19 protein-coding genes and 1 pseudogene are annotated in these 17745 nt (G+C 66.8%); 14 read left to right on the plus strand and 6 right to left on the minus strand.

The window, feature by feature from the left end:
- Window positions 1-544 (minus strand): ArsA-related P-loop ATPase (locus A5686_RS21490; protein ID WP_156750172.1); only part of this gene is annotated, 544 nt, incomplete at its 3' end.
- 35 nt (window positions 545-579) lie between these two features.
- Here A5686_RS21490 and A5686_RS27405 point away from each other — a divergent pair.
- From A5686_RS27405 to A5686_RS21500, 3 genes are read left to right on the plus strand one after another with little or no spacing between them, the layout of a single operon-like run.
- Window positions 580-741 carry a DUF4177 domain-containing protein gene (locus tag A5686_RS27405; RefSeq protein ID WP_007772224.1) on the plus strand — a complete coding sequence of 54 codons (162 nt, stop codon included), beginning with the start codon at window positions 580-582 and terminating at the stop codon, window positions 739-741.
- 14 nt (window positions 742-755) lie between these two features.
- Complete coding sequence (locus A5686_RS21495) at window positions 756-1211, plus strand: RidA family protein (RefSeq protein ID WP_067938441.1); 456 nt, start codon at window positions 756-758, stop codon at window positions 1209-1211.
- Window positions 1212-1216: 5 nt separating this feature from the next.
- Window positions 1217-2011, plus strand: a complete 795-nt coding sequence (locus tag A5686_RS21500; RefSeq protein WP_156750173.1) for an MBL fold metallo-hydrolase — start codon at window positions 1217-1219, stop codon at window positions 2009-2011.
- Between the two features lie 222 nt (window positions 2012-2233).
- On the opposite strand, the gene crp is transcribed toward A5686_RS21500, so the two are convergent.
- Complete coding sequence (crp, locus tag A5686_RS21505) at window positions 2234-2908, minus strand: cAMP-activated global transcriptional regulator CRP (RefSeq protein WP_036465140.1); 675 nt, start codon at window positions 2906-2908, stop codon at window positions 2234-2236.
- Between the two features lie 103 nt (window positions 2909-3011).
- Window positions 3012-3392, minus strand: coding sequence for a hypothetical protein (locus tag A5686_RS21510; protein ID WP_067938445.1), 381 nt, complete (start codon window positions 3390-3392; stop codon window positions 3012-3014).
- Between the two features lie 189 nt (window positions 3393-3581).
- Here A5686_RS21510 and nth point away from each other — a divergent pair, with 189 nt between their 5' ends.
- From nth to marP, 4 genes are read left to right on the plus strand one after another with little or no spacing between them, the layout of a single operon-like run.
- A complete protein-coding gene (gene nth / locus A5686_RS21515; RefSeq protein ID WP_067938447.1) occupies window positions 3582-4262 on the plus strand; it encodes an endonuclease III in 681 nt (226 codons plus the stop codon).
- A gap of 33 nt (window positions 4263-4295) precedes the next feature.
- The gene (locus A5686_RS21520; protein ID WP_067938450.1) at window positions 4296-4952 is read left to right on the plus strand and encodes a TlpA disulfide reductase family protein; all 657 of its coding nucleotides are present in this window, start codon (window positions 4296-4298) and stop codon (window positions 4950-4952) included.
- Between the two features lie 28 nt (window positions 4953-4980).
- The gene (locus A5686_RS21525) at window positions 4981-5796 is read left to right on the plus strand and encodes a CoA pyrophosphatase (protein WP_067938452.1); all 816 of its coding nucleotides are present in this window, start codon (window positions 4981-4983) and stop codon (window positions 5794-5796) included.
- A gap of 5 nt (window positions 5797-5801) precedes the next feature.
- Window positions 5802-6995 (plus strand): acid resistance serine protease MarP, encoded by a 1194-nt coding sequence (gene marP, locus A5686_RS21530; protein WP_156750176.1) that lies wholly within the window; start codon window positions 5802-5804, stop codon window positions 6993-6995.
- A 10-nt stretch (window positions 6996-7005) separates the two neighbouring features.
- Here the strand turns inward: marP and A5686_RS21535 are convergent, their stop codons facing one another.
- On the minus strand, window positions 7006-7965 hold the full coding sequence (locus A5686_RS21535) for an alpha/beta fold hydrolase (protein WP_067938457.1): 960 nt from the start codon (window positions 7963-7965) through the stop codon (window positions 7006-7008).
- Window positions 7966-8508 (minus strand): phage holin family protein, encoded by a 543-nt coding sequence (locus A5686_RS21540; RefSeq protein ID WP_067938459.1) that lies wholly within the window; start codon window positions 8506-8508, stop codon window positions 7966-7968.
- Window positions 8509-8768: 260 nt separating this feature from the next.
- Between A5686_RS21540 and A5686_RS21545 the strand changes: the two genes are divergently transcribed.
- Entirely contained in the window at window positions 8769-9464 is a 696-nt protein-coding gene (locus A5686_RS21545; RefSeq protein ID WP_156750174.1) for a serine protease, read from the plus strand.
- An 11-nt stretch (window positions 9465-9475) separates the two neighbouring features.
- On the opposite strand, the gene acs is transcribed toward A5686_RS21545, so the two are convergent.
- Window positions 9476-11428, minus strand: coding sequence for an acetate--CoA ligase (acs, locus tag A5686_RS21550; protein ID WP_067938463.1), 1953 nt, complete (start codon window positions 11426-11428; stop codon window positions 9476-9478).
- 151 nt (window positions 11429-11579) lie between these two features.
- Between acs and A5686_RS21555 the strand changes: the two genes are divergently transcribed.
- The 6 genes and pseudogenes from A5686_RS21555 to A5686_RS21580 all read left to right on the plus strand — a co-directional run.
- A complete protein-coding gene (locus A5686_RS21555; protein ID WP_197520665.1) occupies window positions 11580-12122 on the plus strand; it encodes a DUF4232 domain-containing protein in 543 nt (180 codons plus the stop codon).
- A gap of 68 nt (window positions 12123-12190) precedes the next feature.
- Entirely contained in the window at window positions 12191-13822 is a 1632-nt protein-coding gene (locus tag A5686_RS21560; RefSeq protein WP_067938467.1) for an ABC transporter substrate-binding protein, read from the plus strand.
- Between the two features lie 3 nt (window positions 13823-13825).
- Window positions 13826-14752, plus strand: coding sequence for an ABC transporter permease (locus A5686_RS21565; protein ID WP_067938469.1), 927 nt, complete (start codon window positions 13826-13828; stop codon window positions 14750-14752).
- Window positions 14745-15608 (plus strand): ABC transporter permease, encoded by an 864-nt coding sequence (locus tag A5686_RS21570; protein ID WP_067938471.1) that lies wholly within the window; start codon window positions 14745-14747, stop codon window positions 15606-15608. The genes A5686_RS21565 and A5686_RS21570 overlap by 8 nt, the downstream gene beginning before the upstream one ends.
- The gene (locus A5686_RS21575) at window positions 15605-17233 is read left to right on the plus strand and encodes an ABC transporter ATP-binding protein (RefSeq protein WP_067938473.1); all 1629 of its coding nucleotides are present in this window, start codon (window positions 15605-15607) and stop codon (window positions 17231-17233) included. Before A5686_RS21570 ends, A5686_RS21575 begins: the two co-directional genes overlap by 4 nt.
- 4 nt (window positions 17234-17237) lie before the next feature.
- Window positions 17238-17546, plus strand: a pseudogene (locus tag A5686_RS21580) (oxidoreductase); the annotation flags it as partial.
- Between the last annotated feature and the right edge of the window lie 199 nt (window positions 17547-17745).

Raw genomic sequence — 17745 nt, forward strand, 5'->3', positions numbered from 1 at the left:
CCAAATCAGACACGGCCTTGGTGACATCCAGGAACCGCGCGATGCGTCCGGTCGGCGGGGCGTCGACGACGATCGCGTCATAAACCGGCAGCCGATTCTTGTCGACGCGTATCACCGTCTCCTTGATCTTGCCGGTCAGCAGCACGTCACGCAGACCCGGCGCGATCGTCGTCGCGAACTCGATCGCACCGATGCGGTGCATCGCGCGGCCCGCAATGCCCAGGTTGTAGAACATCTCGAGGTATTCCAAAAAGGCGGCCTCGATGTCGATCGCCAGGGCATTGACCTGACCGCCGCGTTCGGCGGTCGCGATCTTCACCTCCTGGTAGGGCAGGGGCGGCACATCGAAGAGTTGTGCAATGCCTTGCCGGCCCTCGACTTCCACGAGCAGGACCTTGCGGCCTCCGGCGGCCAGGGTCAGTGCCAGCGCGGCCGCGATGGTCGACTTACCCGTTCCGCCTTTACCGGTCACGAAATGTAAACGGGCCTTCGTCAAGCGCGAGGGCCAGCCGACGGCAGCTCCGCCGCTCGATGTGGTTGCCACCTTCGCATGCTAGCCCGACCCGATAAGCTCGCGGCATGAGCCAACCGACAGCGTGGGAGTACGTCACGGTTCCGTTGCTGACGCATGCCACCAAACAGATCCTCGATCAGTGGGGCGCCGACGGCTGGGAGCTGGTGTCGGTGCTGCAAGGGCCGACCGGCGAGCAGCACGTCGCTTACCTGAAGCGCCCCAAGTAACTCGGTCGGGTGTCATGAGTGCTTCGGCCCGGCTCGGGCAGCTCGGCATCGAGCTCCCTGAAGTGGTTGCGCCGCTGGCCTCCTATGTACCGGCGGTGCGTACCGGCAACCTGATCTACACCGCAGGCCAACTTCCCATGCAGGAGGGAAAGCTGTTGGCCACCGGCAAGGTGGGCGCCGATGTCAGCCCCGAGGAAGGCAGGGCGATGGCCCGGGTCTGTGCGCTCAACGCGCTGGCGGCCGTCAACTCGCTGGTGGGTATCGACGAGGTGACCCGGGTGGTGAAGGTTGTCGGCTTCGTCGCCTCGACGCCGGGATTCAACGGCCAGCCGAGCGTCATCAACGGGGCGTCCGAGTTCCTCGGCGAGGTGTTCGGCGAACGGGGCGCGCATGCGCGTTCGGCGGTCGGTGTCTTTGAGCTGCCGCTGGATGCGCCGGTGGAAGTGGAGCTGATCGTCGAGGTCGGCTGACGTCCATGACCCAGCCTCTGGCGCATCCCGCGTACGCCCAGTTGCGTGCGGTCACAAAGACCGCGTCGGTCCTGTTGGCCGATAACCCCGGGCTGCTGACGCTCGAGGGCACCAACACCTGGGTGCTGCGCGGCCCTCGCAGCGACGAGCTGGTCATTGTGGATCCCGGACCCGACGATGACGACCACATCGCACGGGTTGCCGCGCTGGGCCGTATCGCCCTGGTTCTGATCAGCCACCGGCACGGCGATCACACCGACGGGATCGACAAGCTGGTCGAGCTGACCGGCGCGACCGTGCGCTCGGCAGGCAGTGGTTTTCTGCGCGGGCTCGGCGGGGAGCTGACCGACGGCGAGGTGATCGATGCCGCCGGCCTCAAAATCAAGGTGATGGCGACCCCTGGCCACACCGCCGACTCGCTGTCCTTCCTACTCGACGATGCCGTGTTGACCGCCGACACCGTCCTGGGCCGCGGCACGGCAGTCCTGGACACGGAGGACGGCAGCCTGACGGACTACCTGGAGTCGCTGCAGCGATTGCGCGGCCTGGGTCGGCGGGCCGTGCTGCCGGGCCACGGACCGGAGCTGACCGACCTGGAAAGCGTCGCCCAGGGCTATCTGGCGCACCGGCGGGAGCGGCTGGATCAGGTGCGTACGGCGTTGCGCGAGCTGGGGGAGGACGCCAGCACCCGCCGGATCGTCGAACACGTCTATGTCGATGTCGACGAGAAACTGTGGGATGCCGCCGAGTGGTCGGTGCAGGTGCAGCTGAATCACCTGCGCTCGGGGCCGTCGGCGTAACCGAGGTCGCGCGTCTACCTGGGGGCCCGGCTCTGGAAGCACGCGGTCTTTTCGCAAAACGATAGCGCCGGCGCTAGCACGTTCGGAGGTCACCTTATGGGTGCCACCGCGGTACCCATGTGACTGGTGTGGCGGAGGATGGCGACCCCGCCCGCGCTTCGCGCGCGCTTACCTCGCTCGTGGTTGATTTCTCGCTCGGTTGCGCCCGCGCTTCGCGCGCGCTTACCTCGCTCGGCGGGCCAGTCGCTCGGAGTCCGAGATCAGCACGCTCTTACCCTCCAGCCGGATCCAGCCGCGATGGGCGAAGTCGGCCAGCGCCTTATTCACCGTCTCCCGCGACGCCCCGACCAGCTGCGCGATCTCTTCCTGGGTCAGGTCGTGGGTCACCCGCATGGCGCCGCCCTCTTGGGTACCGAACCGCTGCGCGAGCTGCAACAGTTGCTTGGCCACCCGGCCCGGCACGTCGGTGAAGATGAGGTCGGCCAAGTTGTTGTTGGTGCGGCGCAGGCGGCGGGCCAACACCCGCAACAACTGCTCGGCGATCTCGGGACGATCGGCGATCCACGCCCGCAACGCGTCGCGATCCATCGACACCGCCCGTACCTCGGTGATGGTGGTGGCACTGGACGTCCGCGGACCCGGGTCGAAGATCGACAATTCGCCGAACATGTCCGACGGGCCCATGATGGTCAGCAGGTTCTCTCGTCCATCGGGCGAACGTCGACCGATCTTCACCTTCCCCGAGACGATGATGTACAGCCGGTCGCCGGGTTCCCCCTCGGCGAAGACCGTGTGTCCACGGGGGAAGTCGACGGGCTGCAGCTGCTTGGTCAGCGCTGTGACTGCGCCGGGTTCAACCCCTTGGAAGATTCCTGCCCTTGCCAGGATCTCGTCCACGTTGCCTCTTCAACTTTTTCAGGAAATTAATGTCTACGGGCAGGCTAACCCCTTGCTCGCGTGACGAGTCTAGAGGAACGCCATTGTGTCCAACGTGCCAACGCTACACAGGATTGGCGTGTTTAGGTGCCCTAAACTGCGGATTGACGTGCGAATGGCCGTGTATTCGTGTCGGCAGCGTCATTTCGTCGCGGTCGACGAAGCTGACGGCAAACGACGGTGCGGCGTGGCGCGGTCCGCCGCTGCGCCCGCTCGTCGAGAGCTCAGGTAGCTGCGCAAGCTCGCGCCGATGCAGGTATTCCAGTGCCTCCGGCAGGCCTTCGGAGGCCATCGTGTGCATGTCCACACCGTCGGCACACTCGGGGAACTCGTCGGCATCTTCGACCGCGCGGGCGCCGGCGGCGAGCTCGGACTCGAGTCGTCCGAGACCCAGCGCCGCCAGCATCAGCAGCGCCGGAACGCCGGCCACCAGCAACCACGACACATCGAGAAGTAAACATCGCCATGAATCAACACGAGGTCTCGGCCAGATCACGAAATCAGTACGCTGTCGTAGGTGACAGTGGCAAAGTCGTCCGGGCGTTCGAAATCGACTCCGGCTCCGCCGGGTGGCGTCGAGGCCCGGCGCTGGTCTGAGGAAACCCGAGCCGGCTTGTTGCGACGGGCGAGGCGCATGAATCGCGCGCTGGCACAAGCGTTTCCGGACGCTCACTGCGAGTTGGATTTCACTACGCCGCTGGAATTGACGGTCGCTACGATCCTTTCGGCGCAGAGCACCGACAAACGCGTCAATTTGACGACGCCGGCGTTGTTCAAGCGTTATCGGTCGGCGCTGGACTACGCGCAAGCAGACCGCGCCGAGCTGGAAAACCTGATCCGCCCGACGGGTTTCTTCCGCAACAAGGCGTCTTCGTTGATTGGTCTGGGGCAGGCCCTGGTCGAACGGTTCGACGGCGAGGTGCCGTCGACCATGACCGACCTGGTCACCCTGCCCGGGGTCGGCCGCAAGACGGCCAACGTCATCCTGGGAAATGCCTTCGGAATCCCGGGCATCACGGTCGACACGCATTTCGCGCGGCTGGTGCACCGGTGGCGCTGGACCGACGAGACGGACCCGGTCAAAATCGAGCATTCCGTCGGTGACCTCATCGAACGCAGTGAGTGGACCGTGTTGAGCCACCGGGTGATCTTCCACGGCCGCCGGGTGTGCCACGCACGCAAACCCGCGTGCGGCGTCTGCCTGATCGCCAAAGACTGCCCCTCTTTCGGTCTGGGCCCGACCGAGGCGGCATTGGCCGCGCCGTTGGTGAAGGGGCCGGAAACCGAGCACCTGCTCGCCCTGGTCGGCCTGTAAGCCGGGCCGGGAACGACGCGTGCAAGAACCGCGATGCTCAGGCTGACCCGGAAGGCCCGCTGGCACATTGCGATTCTGGCGGTGGTTGCGGCGCTGATCGCGGCTCTGTTCGCTCAGCTGCGCGATGATTCCGCCTCGACGTCGATGCCCGCGAATAATCAGACGATGCCCGACCGGGAACATCGCGACGCCGATACCCCCGCGGCGTTGTCGGGCCCGCGGCAGCGCGCCAACCTGTTGCCGTGCCCCGGCGCTGGAACCGGCGACGGTCCCGAGGCGCTGCGCGGTGTGACGGTCGATTGCGCTGCCGACGGATCAGTGGTCGACGTCGCCCGCGCGCTGGCCGGGCGTCGGGTGGTCCTCAACCTGTGGGCATATTGGTGCGCGCCGTGCGCCGCCGAACTGCCCGCGATGGCCGAGTATCAACGTCGGGCTGGTCCGGACGTGATGGTGGTGACGGTGCATCAAGACGAGAACGAGACGGCGGCGCTGCTACGGCTGGCCGAGCTCGGTGTCCATCTGCCGACGCTGCAGGACGGTCGTCGTCGGGTGGCGGCGGCGCTGCGGGTGGTAAATGTGATGCCCGCGACGGTGGTCCTCCGGGCGGACGGTAGCGTTGCCCAAACGCTGCCACGCGCTTTCACCACTGCCGATGAAATCGCGGCTGCGATCGGCAACGACCGCGGATAAGCGGAAAATTGAACCGACTGGAGGGGCCGTGAGTGCTGGGGGTTCGCCCCTGCGGAATGGGGACCCCGCTCCCGCGCGCGGGACCGTTCCGCTGAGGCCTGACGCCTGTCCGTCTTGGCTGCGTCCCCTGGTCGACAACGTCGATGACGTTCCCGATGCGGCCCGCCACCGCCTGCCGGCCGACGTGCTGGCGATGATCATCAGCAAGGCCGCGTCGGCGGTGACGACCCTGCGGGGCGCCAGCCGTGAAGCCGCCGTCCTGGTGTTGTTCTCCGGTTCGGAATCCGGTCCGCCCGATGGCCGTTATCCCGAAGACGCCGACCTGCTGGTCACCGTGCGGGCCTCGACCCTGCGCCACCACGCCGGGCAGGCGGCTTTCCCCGGTGGTGCCGCCGATCCGACCGACAACGGTCCCGTGGATACCGCCCTACGCGAGGCCCGCGAGGAAACCGGCATCGACGTGAGCAGGCTGTATCCGCTGGCGACGATGGAAAAGATGTTCATCGCACCGTCGCAGTTTCACGTCGTTCCGGTGCTGGCGTACTCGCCGGATCCGGGCCGCGTCGCCGTCGTCAACGAGGCCGAAACGGCGATCGTGGCGCGAGTTCCGCTGCGCGCCTTCGTCAATCCGGACAACCGGCTCATGGTGTACCGCGGCGATCTCGGCCGCCGGTGGGCCGGCCCGGCGTTCCTGCTCAACGAGATGCTGGTCTGGGGGTTCACCGGCCAGGTGATTTCCGCGCTGCTCGACGTCGCCGGATGGGCGCAACCGTGGGACACCACCGACGAGCGGGAGCTGGACGCGGCGATGGCGCTGGTTGGCGACGGGGGTAAGTCTCGATGAATTCGATGACCCCGTCGCAGTGGTTGGATGTCGCCGTCCTCGCGGTCGCTTTCATCGCGGCGATCTCCGGCTGGCGGTCGGGCGCGCTGGGTTCGTTGCTGTCGTTCGTCGGCGTCCTGCTCGGCGCGATCGCCGGTGTGCTGTTGGCACCCCACCTGGTCAGCCACATCGCCGCGCCCCGCGCGAAATTGTTTGCCGCACTGTTCCTGATCCTCGCGCTTGTTGTCATCGGCGAGGTCGCCGGTGTGGTGCTCGGACGCGCTGTCCGCGGCGCAATCCGCAGCCGTTCCATCCGAACGGTCGACTCGGTCATCGGAGTGGCGGTCCAGCTGGTCGTGGTCCTGACCGCGGCGTGGTTGCTGGCGACGCCGCTGACCCAGTCCAAGGACCAGCCGGAACTGGCCGCCGCGGTCCGCGGTTCGCGAGTGTTGGCTCACGTCAACGACATAGCGCCGCCCTGGCTCAAGACGGTACCCAAACGGCTGTCCGCGCTGCTGAATACCTCCGGCCTGCCCGCCGTGCTGGAGCCGTTCAGCCGCACCCCTGTCATTCCCGTCGCATCCCCCGATCCCGAGCTGGCCGGCAACCCGGTGGTGCAGGCCACGGCGCCCAGTGTGGTCAAGATTCGCAGCCTGGCCCCCAGCTGCCAGAAAGTGTTGGAGGGCAGCGGATTCGTGATCGCACCCGACCGGGTGATGACCAACGCGCACGTGGTGGCCGGCTCGAACAGCGTACAGATTTACGCCGGTGGCAATCCATTCGACGCCACCGTGGTGTCCTATGATCCGGGGGTCGACATCGCGATCCTGGCCGTCCCCAATTTGCCACCGCCCCCGCTGGCCTTCGCCCAGGGCGACGCGAAAACCGGTGCCAGCGTTGTGGTCCTGGGTTATCCCGGCGGTGGGAACTTCACCGCGACCCCAGCCAGGATCCGCGAGCTGATCAAGTTGAGCGGACCCGACATCTACCGGGATCCGGCACCGGTCACCCGTGACGTTTACACGATCAGAGCCAGTGTGGAGCAGGGCAATTCGGGTGGACCGTTGATCGATCTCGACGGCCACGTGCTCGGTGTGGTGTTCGGTGCGGCGGTCGACGACCCCGACACCGGCTTCGTGTTGACCGCCGACGAGGTGGCCAGCCAGCTCTCCAGGATCGGTGACACCCAGCTGGTGGGCACGGGTTCCTGCGTCGGCTGAGCCGCCGCGCCTACCGCGCCCGGGTCACGTGTACCTGCTCCAAGAATTTCGTGAGGTGCCTGTTGATTTCCTCGGGCGCCTCCTCATGGCTGAAATGCCCTGCGCCCGCGATGGATACGTAGCGCCCCTGCGGCGCGTAGCGCTGCGTGCGGTCGACCGGGTCGGCGAGCACGTAGGGGTCCGCCTCGCCGCGTAGATGTAACAGCGGCACGCTGAGCCGCTGGCTCATCGACTTCATGAAACGCCGACCTTCATCGCGCAGCTGGCTGCGCGCCGCCCAGCGCTGGTATTCCAGGGCACTATGTGCGGCAGCCGGGATTTGGATGGCCGTCCGCAAATGACCGATCGTCTCGGAGAAGTCTTCGGACGCAAGCCATTTGCCGCAGCTGCGACTGCGGACCAGTCGCTCGATCTCGGCGCCGTTGTCGCGGGTCAACAGCCGCTCGGGCCACAACGGTATCTGGTATTGGAGCAATGTCGGCAAAAGCGCATAACCCTGGTCGCGGCGGGTCAGCGTGGATCGCCGCAACGCCGCCGGATGCGGAGAACTGATCAGTGCGATCGCCGACACCAGCCGCGGATGCAACAAAGCGGTGGCCCAGCAGCCCAGCCCGCCGTCGGCGTGGCCCACCAAGGTCGCCGAGGAGTGCCCCAGCGCCCGAATGAGTCCGGCGGTGTCGCCGGCCATGGTCCAGCCGTCGTAGCCGCGGGGAGGCTTGTCGCTGCCGCCATAGCCGCGCAGGTCGACGGCGACCACTCGCGCGCCGCGCAGTCCGCGCAGCTGATGACGCCAGGACCACCAGAACGATCCGAAACCGTGCAGCAGGATTACCAGCGGGCGTGCCGTTACGGGCGGGCCGTCGGCGTCGCTTTCAGCCTCGACGACGTGGAAGCGGATGCCGTTGGCGTGCACGTCGAGATGGCGCCACGGCCCCTCGATGCGCGCTACCGACGGATCCGGCGGCGCCATTTACCAACCCGACGGATCGCCGCCAGCACCGTTTCCGGACTTCGCGTGCCTGCCGTGGGACTCGGGGAGCTCCTTGGCGCCGCCGGGGGCTTTGTCGTGGCCCGGCGTGAGCGCGGTCCGCGTCTCCTTGACCGACTCGATGGTCTGACGCGGTCCGCGGATACGGCGCACCTTCAAGAATCCCAGCAGGGCCAGCACGGCGCCGACCACCACCATGATCCCGAACACGATCAGATACGACACCCAGCGCCACAGCCAGTTGTCGAGCAGCTCGGCGAGGAAAAAGAAGAAGAAGAACGTGGAGTAGAACAGCACTACCAGCGCCGCGATGAAGAAGACGCTTCCCGTCAGTCCCTTTTTGACGTCCCGGGTGATCTCGGCGCGCGCCAGTTCGACCTCGGCGCGCACCAGCGTGGAGACCTGGGTGGTGGCGTCCTTGATCAGATCACCGATGGACGGCTCGGCGGGTTTGGCATGCGGGTCGGTCAACGGAATAGTGGTCAGGGTGCTCGGCACACCATTCTTGCCATCGGCTTTGCTCACAGACCGTCCTCTTTCGTCGTCGCCCGGCTCGCAGTCATCGCGGTTTATGTTGCCATGTGGCGCCTGGGCAGGAGAAGCCAGACGAGGTCAGCCTCGCACTACGTCGCAGGTTTGAGCGCCCGGCGGCCAGTTTGCTTCGCCCTGAAGCCGGTCGGCGACGCCGCGGGGCAACGCGCCTTATGCAAAGCGAACGCACAACCCGGCCGATTACACTCGGCCAAGCCGGTCGTGTTGTCTGGCCTACCGATGGGAGTGGGGCTGTGCGGAGCGCGCACCGATGCTTCTTAGTGGCGATGACTGCCTTGCTCGTGGCCGCCGGCGGTTCTTTTGCCCGCGCCGCCGCCGACGTCCGCATCCCGCTGGGCGGTGGTGCGGGCATCGTCGTCAACGGCGACACCATGTGCACCCTGACCACCATCGGCGGCGATGCCGCCGGTGAGCTGATCGGCTTCACGTCCGCGCACTGCGGCGGCCCGGGGGCTCAGGTCTCCGCCGAGGGCGCGGAGAACGCCGGCGTATTGGGCACCATGGTGGCGGGCAACGACAACCTCGACTACGCGGTGATCAAGTTCGACCCGGCCAAGGTGGCGCCGGTGGCCAACTTCAACGGCTTTTTGATCAGTGGCGTCGGTCCGGACCCCGCATTCGGCGAGATCGCTTGCAAACAGGGCCGCACGACCGGCAATTCGTGCGGCGTCACCTGGGGCATGGGTCAATCACCGGGCACCATCGTCATGCAGGTCTGTGGTCAACCGGGCGACTCCGGCGCGCCGGTCACCGTCAACAATCAGTTGGTCGGGATGATCCATGGGGCGTTCAGCGACAACTTGCCGACCTGCATCATCAAGTACATCCCGCTGCACACGCCGGCGGTGGTGGTGTCATTCAACGCGGTCCTGGGCGACATCAATGCCAAACATCGGCCTGGTGCGGGGTTTAGCCCGCTCCCGGGCTGAGCAGACGGCGTCTACTTCGCCGCCCGGATCGCGTCGAACACACCGGGATCCAGCAGCGTAGAGGTGTCGCCCAATTCGCGGTTTTCGGCGATGTCCCGCAAGAGCCTGCGCATGATCTTGCCGCTGCGGGTCTTGGGTAGTTCGGGCACCACGTGAACCTCGCGCGGGCGGGCGATGGGTGAGATCTCGCGGGCCACCTCGACGCGCAATTCGTCGACGATCCCGTCGTGCACTTGGTGCTCGGCGCACAGGACGACGAACGCGCAGATGGCCTGGCCGGTGGTCGCATCGGTCGCCCCGACCACAGCCGCCTCGGCCACCGAGGCGTGGCCGACCAGCGCCGATTCCACCTCGGCGGTGGACAGCCGGTGCCCAGATACGTTCATGACGTCGTCGATGCGGCCCACGACCCAGATGGCGCCGTCGCGGTCGTAATAGGCGCTGTCGCCGGCGAAGTACCAGCCCTGCTCGGCGAACCTGGACCAGTAGGTCTCGACGTATCGCTCCGGATCGCCCCAGATGCCGCGCAGCATGGACGGCCACGGCTGATCCAACACCAGGTAGCCGGTGACGTGCTCGCCCTTGTGGATGCCCGGCACGAGTTGATCGCCGTGGTCGTCGACGATCTTCGCGGAGATGCCCGGCAGCGGCCTCATCGCAGAACCCGGTTTGGCCGCAGCGACTCCGGGCAGCGGGGAGATCATGGTGGCGCCCGTTTCGGTCTGCCACCAGGTGTCCACGATCGGCAGGCTGTCAGCGCCGATCACCCTGCGGTACCAGCGCCACGCTTCGGGATTGATCGGCTCTCCGACCGAACCCAACAGTCTCAGGCTGGACAGGTCATGCGCGTCGGGAATTTCGCGCCCCCACTTCATGAACGTGCGAATCAGCGTTGGGGCGGTGTAATAGATTGTCACACCGTACTTTTCGATGATCTCGAAATGGCGGTGCTGGCTGGGTGAGTCCGGTGTGCCCTCGTACAGCACCTCGGTGACGCCGTTGGCCAGGGGACCGTACACGCCGTAGGTGTGTCCGGTGACCCAGCCGATGTCGGCGGTGCACCAGAAGACGTCGGTTTCGGCCTTGATGTCGAAGACGTAGTAGTGCGTGTAGGCGGCGTGGGTCAGATAGCCGCCGCTGGTGTGCACGATGCCCTTGGGCTTGCCGGTGGTCCCCGAGGTGTAAAGCAGGAACAGCGGCTGCTCGGCGTCGAACGGTTCCGGGGTGTGTTCGGCCGATGCGGCGTCGACCACGTCGTGCCACCACAGGTCACGATCGTCGTTCCAGGACACGTCGATTCCGGTGCGCCGCACCACAAGTACGTGCTGCACAAAGCTGTCGCCGTCCTCGACGGCCTCGTCGGCCGCGTCCTTCAACGGTGCCGGCTTGCCGCGGCGGATCTGGCCGTCGCTGGTGATCAACAGCTTGGCCTCGGCGTCGGCGATGCGGGCCCGCAGAGCCTTGGCGGTGAAGCCGGCGAACACCACGGTGTGCATGAGGCCCAGGCGCGCACAGGCCAGCATCGCGACCACCGCTTCGGGGATCAGTGGCAGGTAGATCGCGACCCGATCGCCGGCTACCAGACCGAGATCTGTCAACGCGTTGGCGGCCTTGCATACCTGCGCTTGCAGATCGGAGTAGGTCAGGCTGCGTTGATCGCCGACCGGTTCACCCTCCCAGTGGATGGCAACCCGATCCCCGTGCCCGGCCTTCACGTGGCGGTCGACGCAGTTGTAGGCCACGTTGAGTTTGCCGTCCGCGAACCACTTGGCGAACGGCGCTTCGGACCAGTCGAGCACTTCAGTGAACGGCTTCGCCCAGGAAAGCCGGTTGGCCTGCTTGGCCCAAAACGCCGGCCGGTCCGCCTCGGCCTCGCGGTACAGCTCCTCGCCCGCATTGGCCTGCTCGGCGAATTCGGCCGACGGCGGATATGACGACGGGCCCGCGGTATTGCTGGCGGTCACTGGGTTCTCTCCTGTGTCGAGACTGCGCCGTTGGAGTGGCCTCGCGCTTCGGCCGACTGCGAGCCTAGCCGGGTGAGGCGTAGCGGTGCGAGTGGTAGCCGCGGGCGCCAATCCAGGGTCAAAGCGTGCCTGATGCCGGATAATCACCCCTGTGCGGGGTCATGGGCGGTGCCTCGGTCGGCTGGTCCCCAGCTTTGCCGCGGTCGCAACGACTTACGCAGCGGCCACCATGCTGGGGTCCCCGGCAAGTTCGATGCCCACTGACGACGTGGACGCGCCGACGCCATGCTGGTCGGATCAGATAGCGGTAACCGCATCGCCCACCGAGGGCGCCGCGGGCCACCGCGGGCTGATCCTGATGTTCAGCCTCGCCGGCGGCGCCGAGCCGTGCACGCTCACCGGATTCGCCGGGGTCGACTCGGGTGCGGGCGGACCATTGATTCACGCCAAGCCCACGCTGCGGGGATACATGGGCGGCCTGCCGGCTGACGTCGATGTGCCACCCACCGTCATCCTGTCGATATCGACTCGGGGGCAGGCCATCGTTGAGGGCATCGCCGTCGACAGCGCGGGCAACCCGTGCCCCACCTATACGGACCTGGCGATCAATCCGCCCGGCACCACCAACGTGGTGATCGTGTCGGCCACCATCGACGCCTGTGCATTGCAGGTGCACCCGATCACCGCCGTCTGAGCGGCGTCAATCGCTTTGACCGGGTAGGTTCCCAGCCGGTGCGACTTCAGGCCCTAGGGTCGGGTGTCATGCGGTGGATGCGGGGCTGGCCGGCTGTCGCCGCCGTCGTCATGCTGGCGGTCGCCCCGCTGGCCGGATGCGGCGGCGGCGCCCTGAGCCCGGATCTGGTGGTGGTCAACGGCGGGGAACCGCCCAACCCGCTGATTCCGACCGGCACGAACGACAGCCTGGGCGGCCGGATCCTCGATCGGTTATTCGCCGGCCTGATGTCCTACGACGCCGCGGGCAATCCGTCGCCGGAGGTCGCCCAGTCGGTCGATACCACCGACAACGTCAACTACCGGATCGTCCTCAAACCCGGCTGGAAGTTCACTGACGGGTCGCCGGTGACGGCCCATTCCTTCGTCGACGCCTGGAACTACGGGGCGTTGGGCGCCAATGCCCAACTGCAGCAAAGCTTTTTCAGCCCCATCGTCGGTTTCGACGCCGTCGCCGGGGTGACGGCCGACGGCGGCAAGGCGAACGCCACCACCATGTCCGGCCTGCAGGTGATCAACGACCAGGAGTTCACCGTCCGGCTGAAGGCACCCACCATCGACTTCAAATTGCGACTCGGGCACAGCGCGTTCTATCCCCTGCCGCAGGCGGCCTTTCGGGACATGAGCGCTTTCGGGCAGCACCCGATCGGTAATGGCCCCTACCAACTCGTTGACGGCCCCGACGGGCCCGCGTGGGAGCACAACGTCCGAATTGATCTGCGGCCCAACCACGATTACCACGGCAACCGCAAGCCCCGCAACAACGGGTTGAGGTTCGAGTTCTACTCCAACCTGGACACCGCGTACGCCGACCTACTCTCGGGCAATCTCGATGTCCTGGATACGATTCCGTCCAGCGCGTTGACGATCTACCAGCGCGACCTGGGCGGCAACGCCGCCAGCGGACCCGTCGCCGTCAGCCAGTCGCTCGACACGCCGCTGCGGCTGCCTCATTTCGGCGGCGAGGAAGGCCGACTGCGCCGGCTTGCGTTGTCGGCGTCCATCAACCGCCCCCAGATATGCCGGCAGATCTTCAACAACACTCGAAGCCCGGCCCGTGACTTCACCGCCAGTTCGTTGCCGGGATACGACCCGAACATCCCGGGTAATGACGCATTGGACTTCAATCCCGTTCGGGCGCGCCAACTCTGGGCCCAAGCCAACGCGATCTCGCCGTGGAGCGGGCGGTACGCCATCGCCTACAACGCCGATAGCGGCCATCAGGAGTGGGTGGACGCGGTGGCCAACAGCATCAAGAATGTGCTGGGCATCGACGCCGTGGGTGCGCCGCAGCCCACCTTCGCAGGGTTTCGCACCCAGATCACCAACCGCACGATCGACACCGCGTTTCGGGCCGGCTGGATCGGCGACTACCCGTCGATGATCGAGTTCCTCGCGCCGTTGTACGCGACCGGCGCGGGATCCAATGACGTCGGATATTCCAGCCGCGACTTCGACGCCGGCCTGGCCGCCGCCGAGGCGGCTCCCGACCTACGGCAGGCCGACGTGCTCGTCAACGCGGCTCAACGAATCCTGTTGCACGACATGCCCGCCGTGCCGCTGTGGTACTACATCGCCGTCATCGGGTGGTCGCCGCAGGTCAGTGCCGTCAACGTCACCTGGAACGGGCTGCCCGACTACGAGAATCTCGTCAAGGTTTAAGACATGGGCTGGTATGTCGCACGCAGGATCGCCGTCATGGTGCCCGTCTTTCTGGGCGCCACCCTACTGATCTACGGAATGGTCTTCCTGCTGCCCGGCGATCCCCTGGCCGCCATCGCCGGAGACCGGCCGCTGACCCCGGCCGTGGCCGCTGCGCTTCGGGCACGCTACCACCTTGACGATCCGTTCATCCTGCAGTATCTGCGCTACCTGGGCGGCGTTCTGCGCGGCGACCTGGGTCACGCCTATTCCGGGCTGCCAGTCAGCGCCGTTCTGGCACATGCGTTTCCGGTAACGATCCGGCTCACACTGATCGCCCTGGTCGTGGAAGCGGTGCTGGGCATCGGGTTCGGAGTCGTATCCGGGCTGCGCCAAGGGGGACTCTTCGACGCCACGGTGCTCATCGCCGGGCTGATCATCATCGCGATCCCGATCTTCGTGCTTGGCTTTTTGGCGCAGTTCCTGTTCGGGGTCAAGCTGGGCATCGCACCGGTCACCGTTGGCGAGCGGGCGACATTCGCACGCTTGCTGCTTCCCGGAATCGTCTTGGGCTCAGTATCATTCGCCTACGTCGTGCGGTTGACCCGATCCGCCGTGGCCGCCAACGCGCATACCGACTATGTCCGCACGGCGACCGCCAAGGGGTTGTCACGGCCACGGGTGGTGACGGTGCACATCCTGCGCAACTCGCTGATCCCGGTCGTGACGTTTTTGGGCGCCGACCTGGGGGCGCTGATGGGCGGTGCCATTGTGACCGAGGGCATCTTCAACATTCATGGTGTCGGCGGGGTTCTCTACCAGGCGGTCACCCGGCAGGAAGCGCCGACCGTGGTGTCGATCGTGACGGTGCTGGTCCTGATCTATCTGTTCACCAATCTGTTGGTAGACCTGCTCTATGCGGCCCTGGACCCGAGGATCCGCTATGGCTGAGCATTCTGGCTTTTGGGGCGAGACGTGGCGCAAGCTGCACCGCCGCCCGAAGTTCGCCGCCGCCGCCGTGCTGATCCTCCTCATTCTCCTTGTCGCGCTGTATCCCTCCTTGTTCACCCATGCCGATCCCAGCTATGCCGATCCGAGCCAGAGCCTGCGCAGCCCTTCGGCGGCGCACTGGTTCGGCACCGACCTGCAGGGCCACGACATCTACACGCGCACCATCTATGGCGCACGAGCGTCGGTGACGGTCGGCTTGGGCGCGACCCTGCTGGTCTTTTTCATCGGCGGGGCCCTGGGCGCGTTGGCCGGCTTCTACGGAGGCTGGCTCGACGCCGTCGTCTCCCGCGTCACCGACATCTTCTTCGGCCTGCCGCTGTTGCTGGCCGCGATCGTCCTCATGCAGGTTATGCACCATCGCACGGTGTGGACGGTGATCGCCATCCTGGCCTTGTTCGGTTGGCCGCAAATCGCCAGGATCGCTCGTGGTGCGGTGCTGGAGGTGCGCGGCAGTGATTATGTACTCGCAGCCAAAGCGTTGGGGCTGAGCCGGTTTCAAACGTTGCTCCGTCACGCATTGCCCAACGCGGTGGGACCGGTGATCGCGATGTCCACGATTGCGTTGGGAGCCTTCATCGTCACGGAGGCCACGCTGTCCTACCTCGGGGTCGGGTTGCCCACCTCGGTGGTGTCGTGGGGTGGTGACATCAACCTCGCCCAGACGCGGCTGCGGGCCGGCTCGCCGATCCTGTTCTATCCCGCGGGCGCACTGGCGACGACGGTGCTGGCGTTCATGATGATGGGCGACGCCCTGCGCGACGCCCTGGATCCCGCGTCGCGAGCGAGACGGGCATGAGCCGTCCGGGCACCGCGCAGTCGCCGCTGCTGACCGTCGAAGGCCTGGAGGTCAGATTCGACGAGCGTCCCCCCGCGGTCGCCAGGGTAGATTTGAGCGTCCAGCGCGGCCAGACCGTTGCCGTGGTCGGCGAGTCGGGATCCGGGAAGTCCACCACGGCCGCCGCGATTCTGGGGCTGCTGCCGCCCGGTGGGCGAATCACCGCCGGCCGCATCACGTTTGACGGGCTCGACATCACCCGCGCGGATCGAAAGCTGCTGCGCTCTATCCGAGGCCGTCGCATCGGCTACGTGCCTCAAGACCCGATGACCAACCTCAACCCGGTCTGGAAAGTCGGTTTCCAAATCCGGGAAGCGTTGCGGGCCAACACCGATGGCCGTCGGGACAGGCGGCGCGCGGTGGAGCTGCTCGCCCAGGCGGGCATGCCAGATCCCGCGAAGCAGGCGGCCAAGTATCCGCACCAACTATCTGGCGGCATGTGCCAGCGAGCGCTCATCGCCATCGGGCTGGCGGGCCGCCCGCAGTTGCTGATCGCCGACGAACCGACGTCGGCCCTGGACGTCACGGTGCAGCGACAGGTGCTCGACCACCTCGCGCACCTCACCGACGAACTGGGCACCGCGCTATTGCTGATCACGCACGATTTGGCGCTGGCCGCCGAACGGGCGGAGCACGTAGTCGTCGTCCACCGCGGCGTCGTGGTGGAAACCGGTGCCGCACAGGCTATTCTGCGCGAACCACAGCACGAGTACACCCAGCGATTGGTGGCCGCGGCGCCAGCACTGTCGCGCAGGAACCGCCCGACGGTCACCCGGACCGATGACATCCTCGTCGCCTCGGATCTCACCAAGGTCTACCGGGATTCGCACGGCGCACCGTGGCGGCGTGGCGAGTTTCGCGCCGTCGACGGGGTGTCCTTCCGGCTGCAACGGGCCCGCACTCTGGCGATCGTCGGCGAATCGGGCTCGGGAAAGTCGACGGTGGCCCGCATGGCGCTGGGTCTGCTTCAACCCACCTCGGGCGAAGTCGTTTTCGACGGCGCGAGGATCTCCGCCACCGCGGGCCGGGACACGATGATGGCCTTTCGCCGTCGCGTACAGCCGGTGTTTCAAAACCCCTACAGCAGCCTGGACCCCATGTACTCGGTGTTTCGAGCCATCGAGGAACCGCTGCGGATCCACCGCGTCGGAAATCGCAGGGATCGGGAGAAAGCCGTGCGCGTACTCGTCGATCAGGTGGCGCTGCCGTCGTCGGTGCTGAGCAGCTTGCCACGCGAGCTGTCGGGCGGGCAACGCCAGCGAGTGGCGATCGCGCGGGCGTTGGCATTGCGGCCCGAGGTGCTGGTCTGCGACGAGGCGGTGTCCGCGCTCGACGTCTTGGTGCAGGCGCAAATACTCGACCTGCTGGCCGACCTGCAGGCCGAACTCGGCCTGGCCTATTTGTTCATCAGCCACGACCTGGCGGTGATCCGGCAGATCGCCGATGACGTCCTGGTGATGCGGGCGGGCCGCGTGGTGGAGCACGCCCCCGCCGAGCGCCTGTTCCGCGATCCCAGGCACGAATACAGCCGGCAGTTGCTGGACGCCATCCCGCGCGCGCCGCAATCCGACGGGGATAGGTTGTGAGGTTGTGACAGCTGACCCGCTGGCCCCCCTGATGGAATTGCCCGGCGTCGCCGAGGCCAGCGACCGCGCCCGCGAAGCGCTGGGGCGTGCCCACCGACACCGTGCCAACCTGCGAGGATGGCCGGTGACCGCGGCCGAGGCGGCGCTGCGGGCGGCGCGGGCGTCGTCGGTTCTCGATGGTGGCCCCGTCCGGCTGGAGGACCTCGCCGATGCCGGCCAGATCAACGATCCGGTGTTCGGGGGAGCGCTTCGGGTGGCTCAGGAGCTGGAGGGCGGCGAGGGCCCGTTGGTGCGGACCTGGGAGCGGGCACCCACGATGTCCGCCAGCAATGCCAGACGCGCCTGCACCTCGGCGTCGGCGCGTGGTCGGCCCAGTCGATCTTCGTCGGCCAAGTCCGCAGCCGCCAGCATGTGCAAGCGCGCCAGTGCTTGCAGGGGTGCCCGCTCCCAGGTCCGCACCAACGGGCCCTCGCCGCCCTCCAGCTCCTGAGCCACCCGAAGCGCTCCCCCGA

The sequence above is a fragment of the Mycobacterium sp. E2479 genome (assembly GCF_001667925.1).
GTDB lineage: Bacteria > Actinomycetota > Actinomycetes > Mycobacteriales > Mycobacteriaceae > Mycobacterium.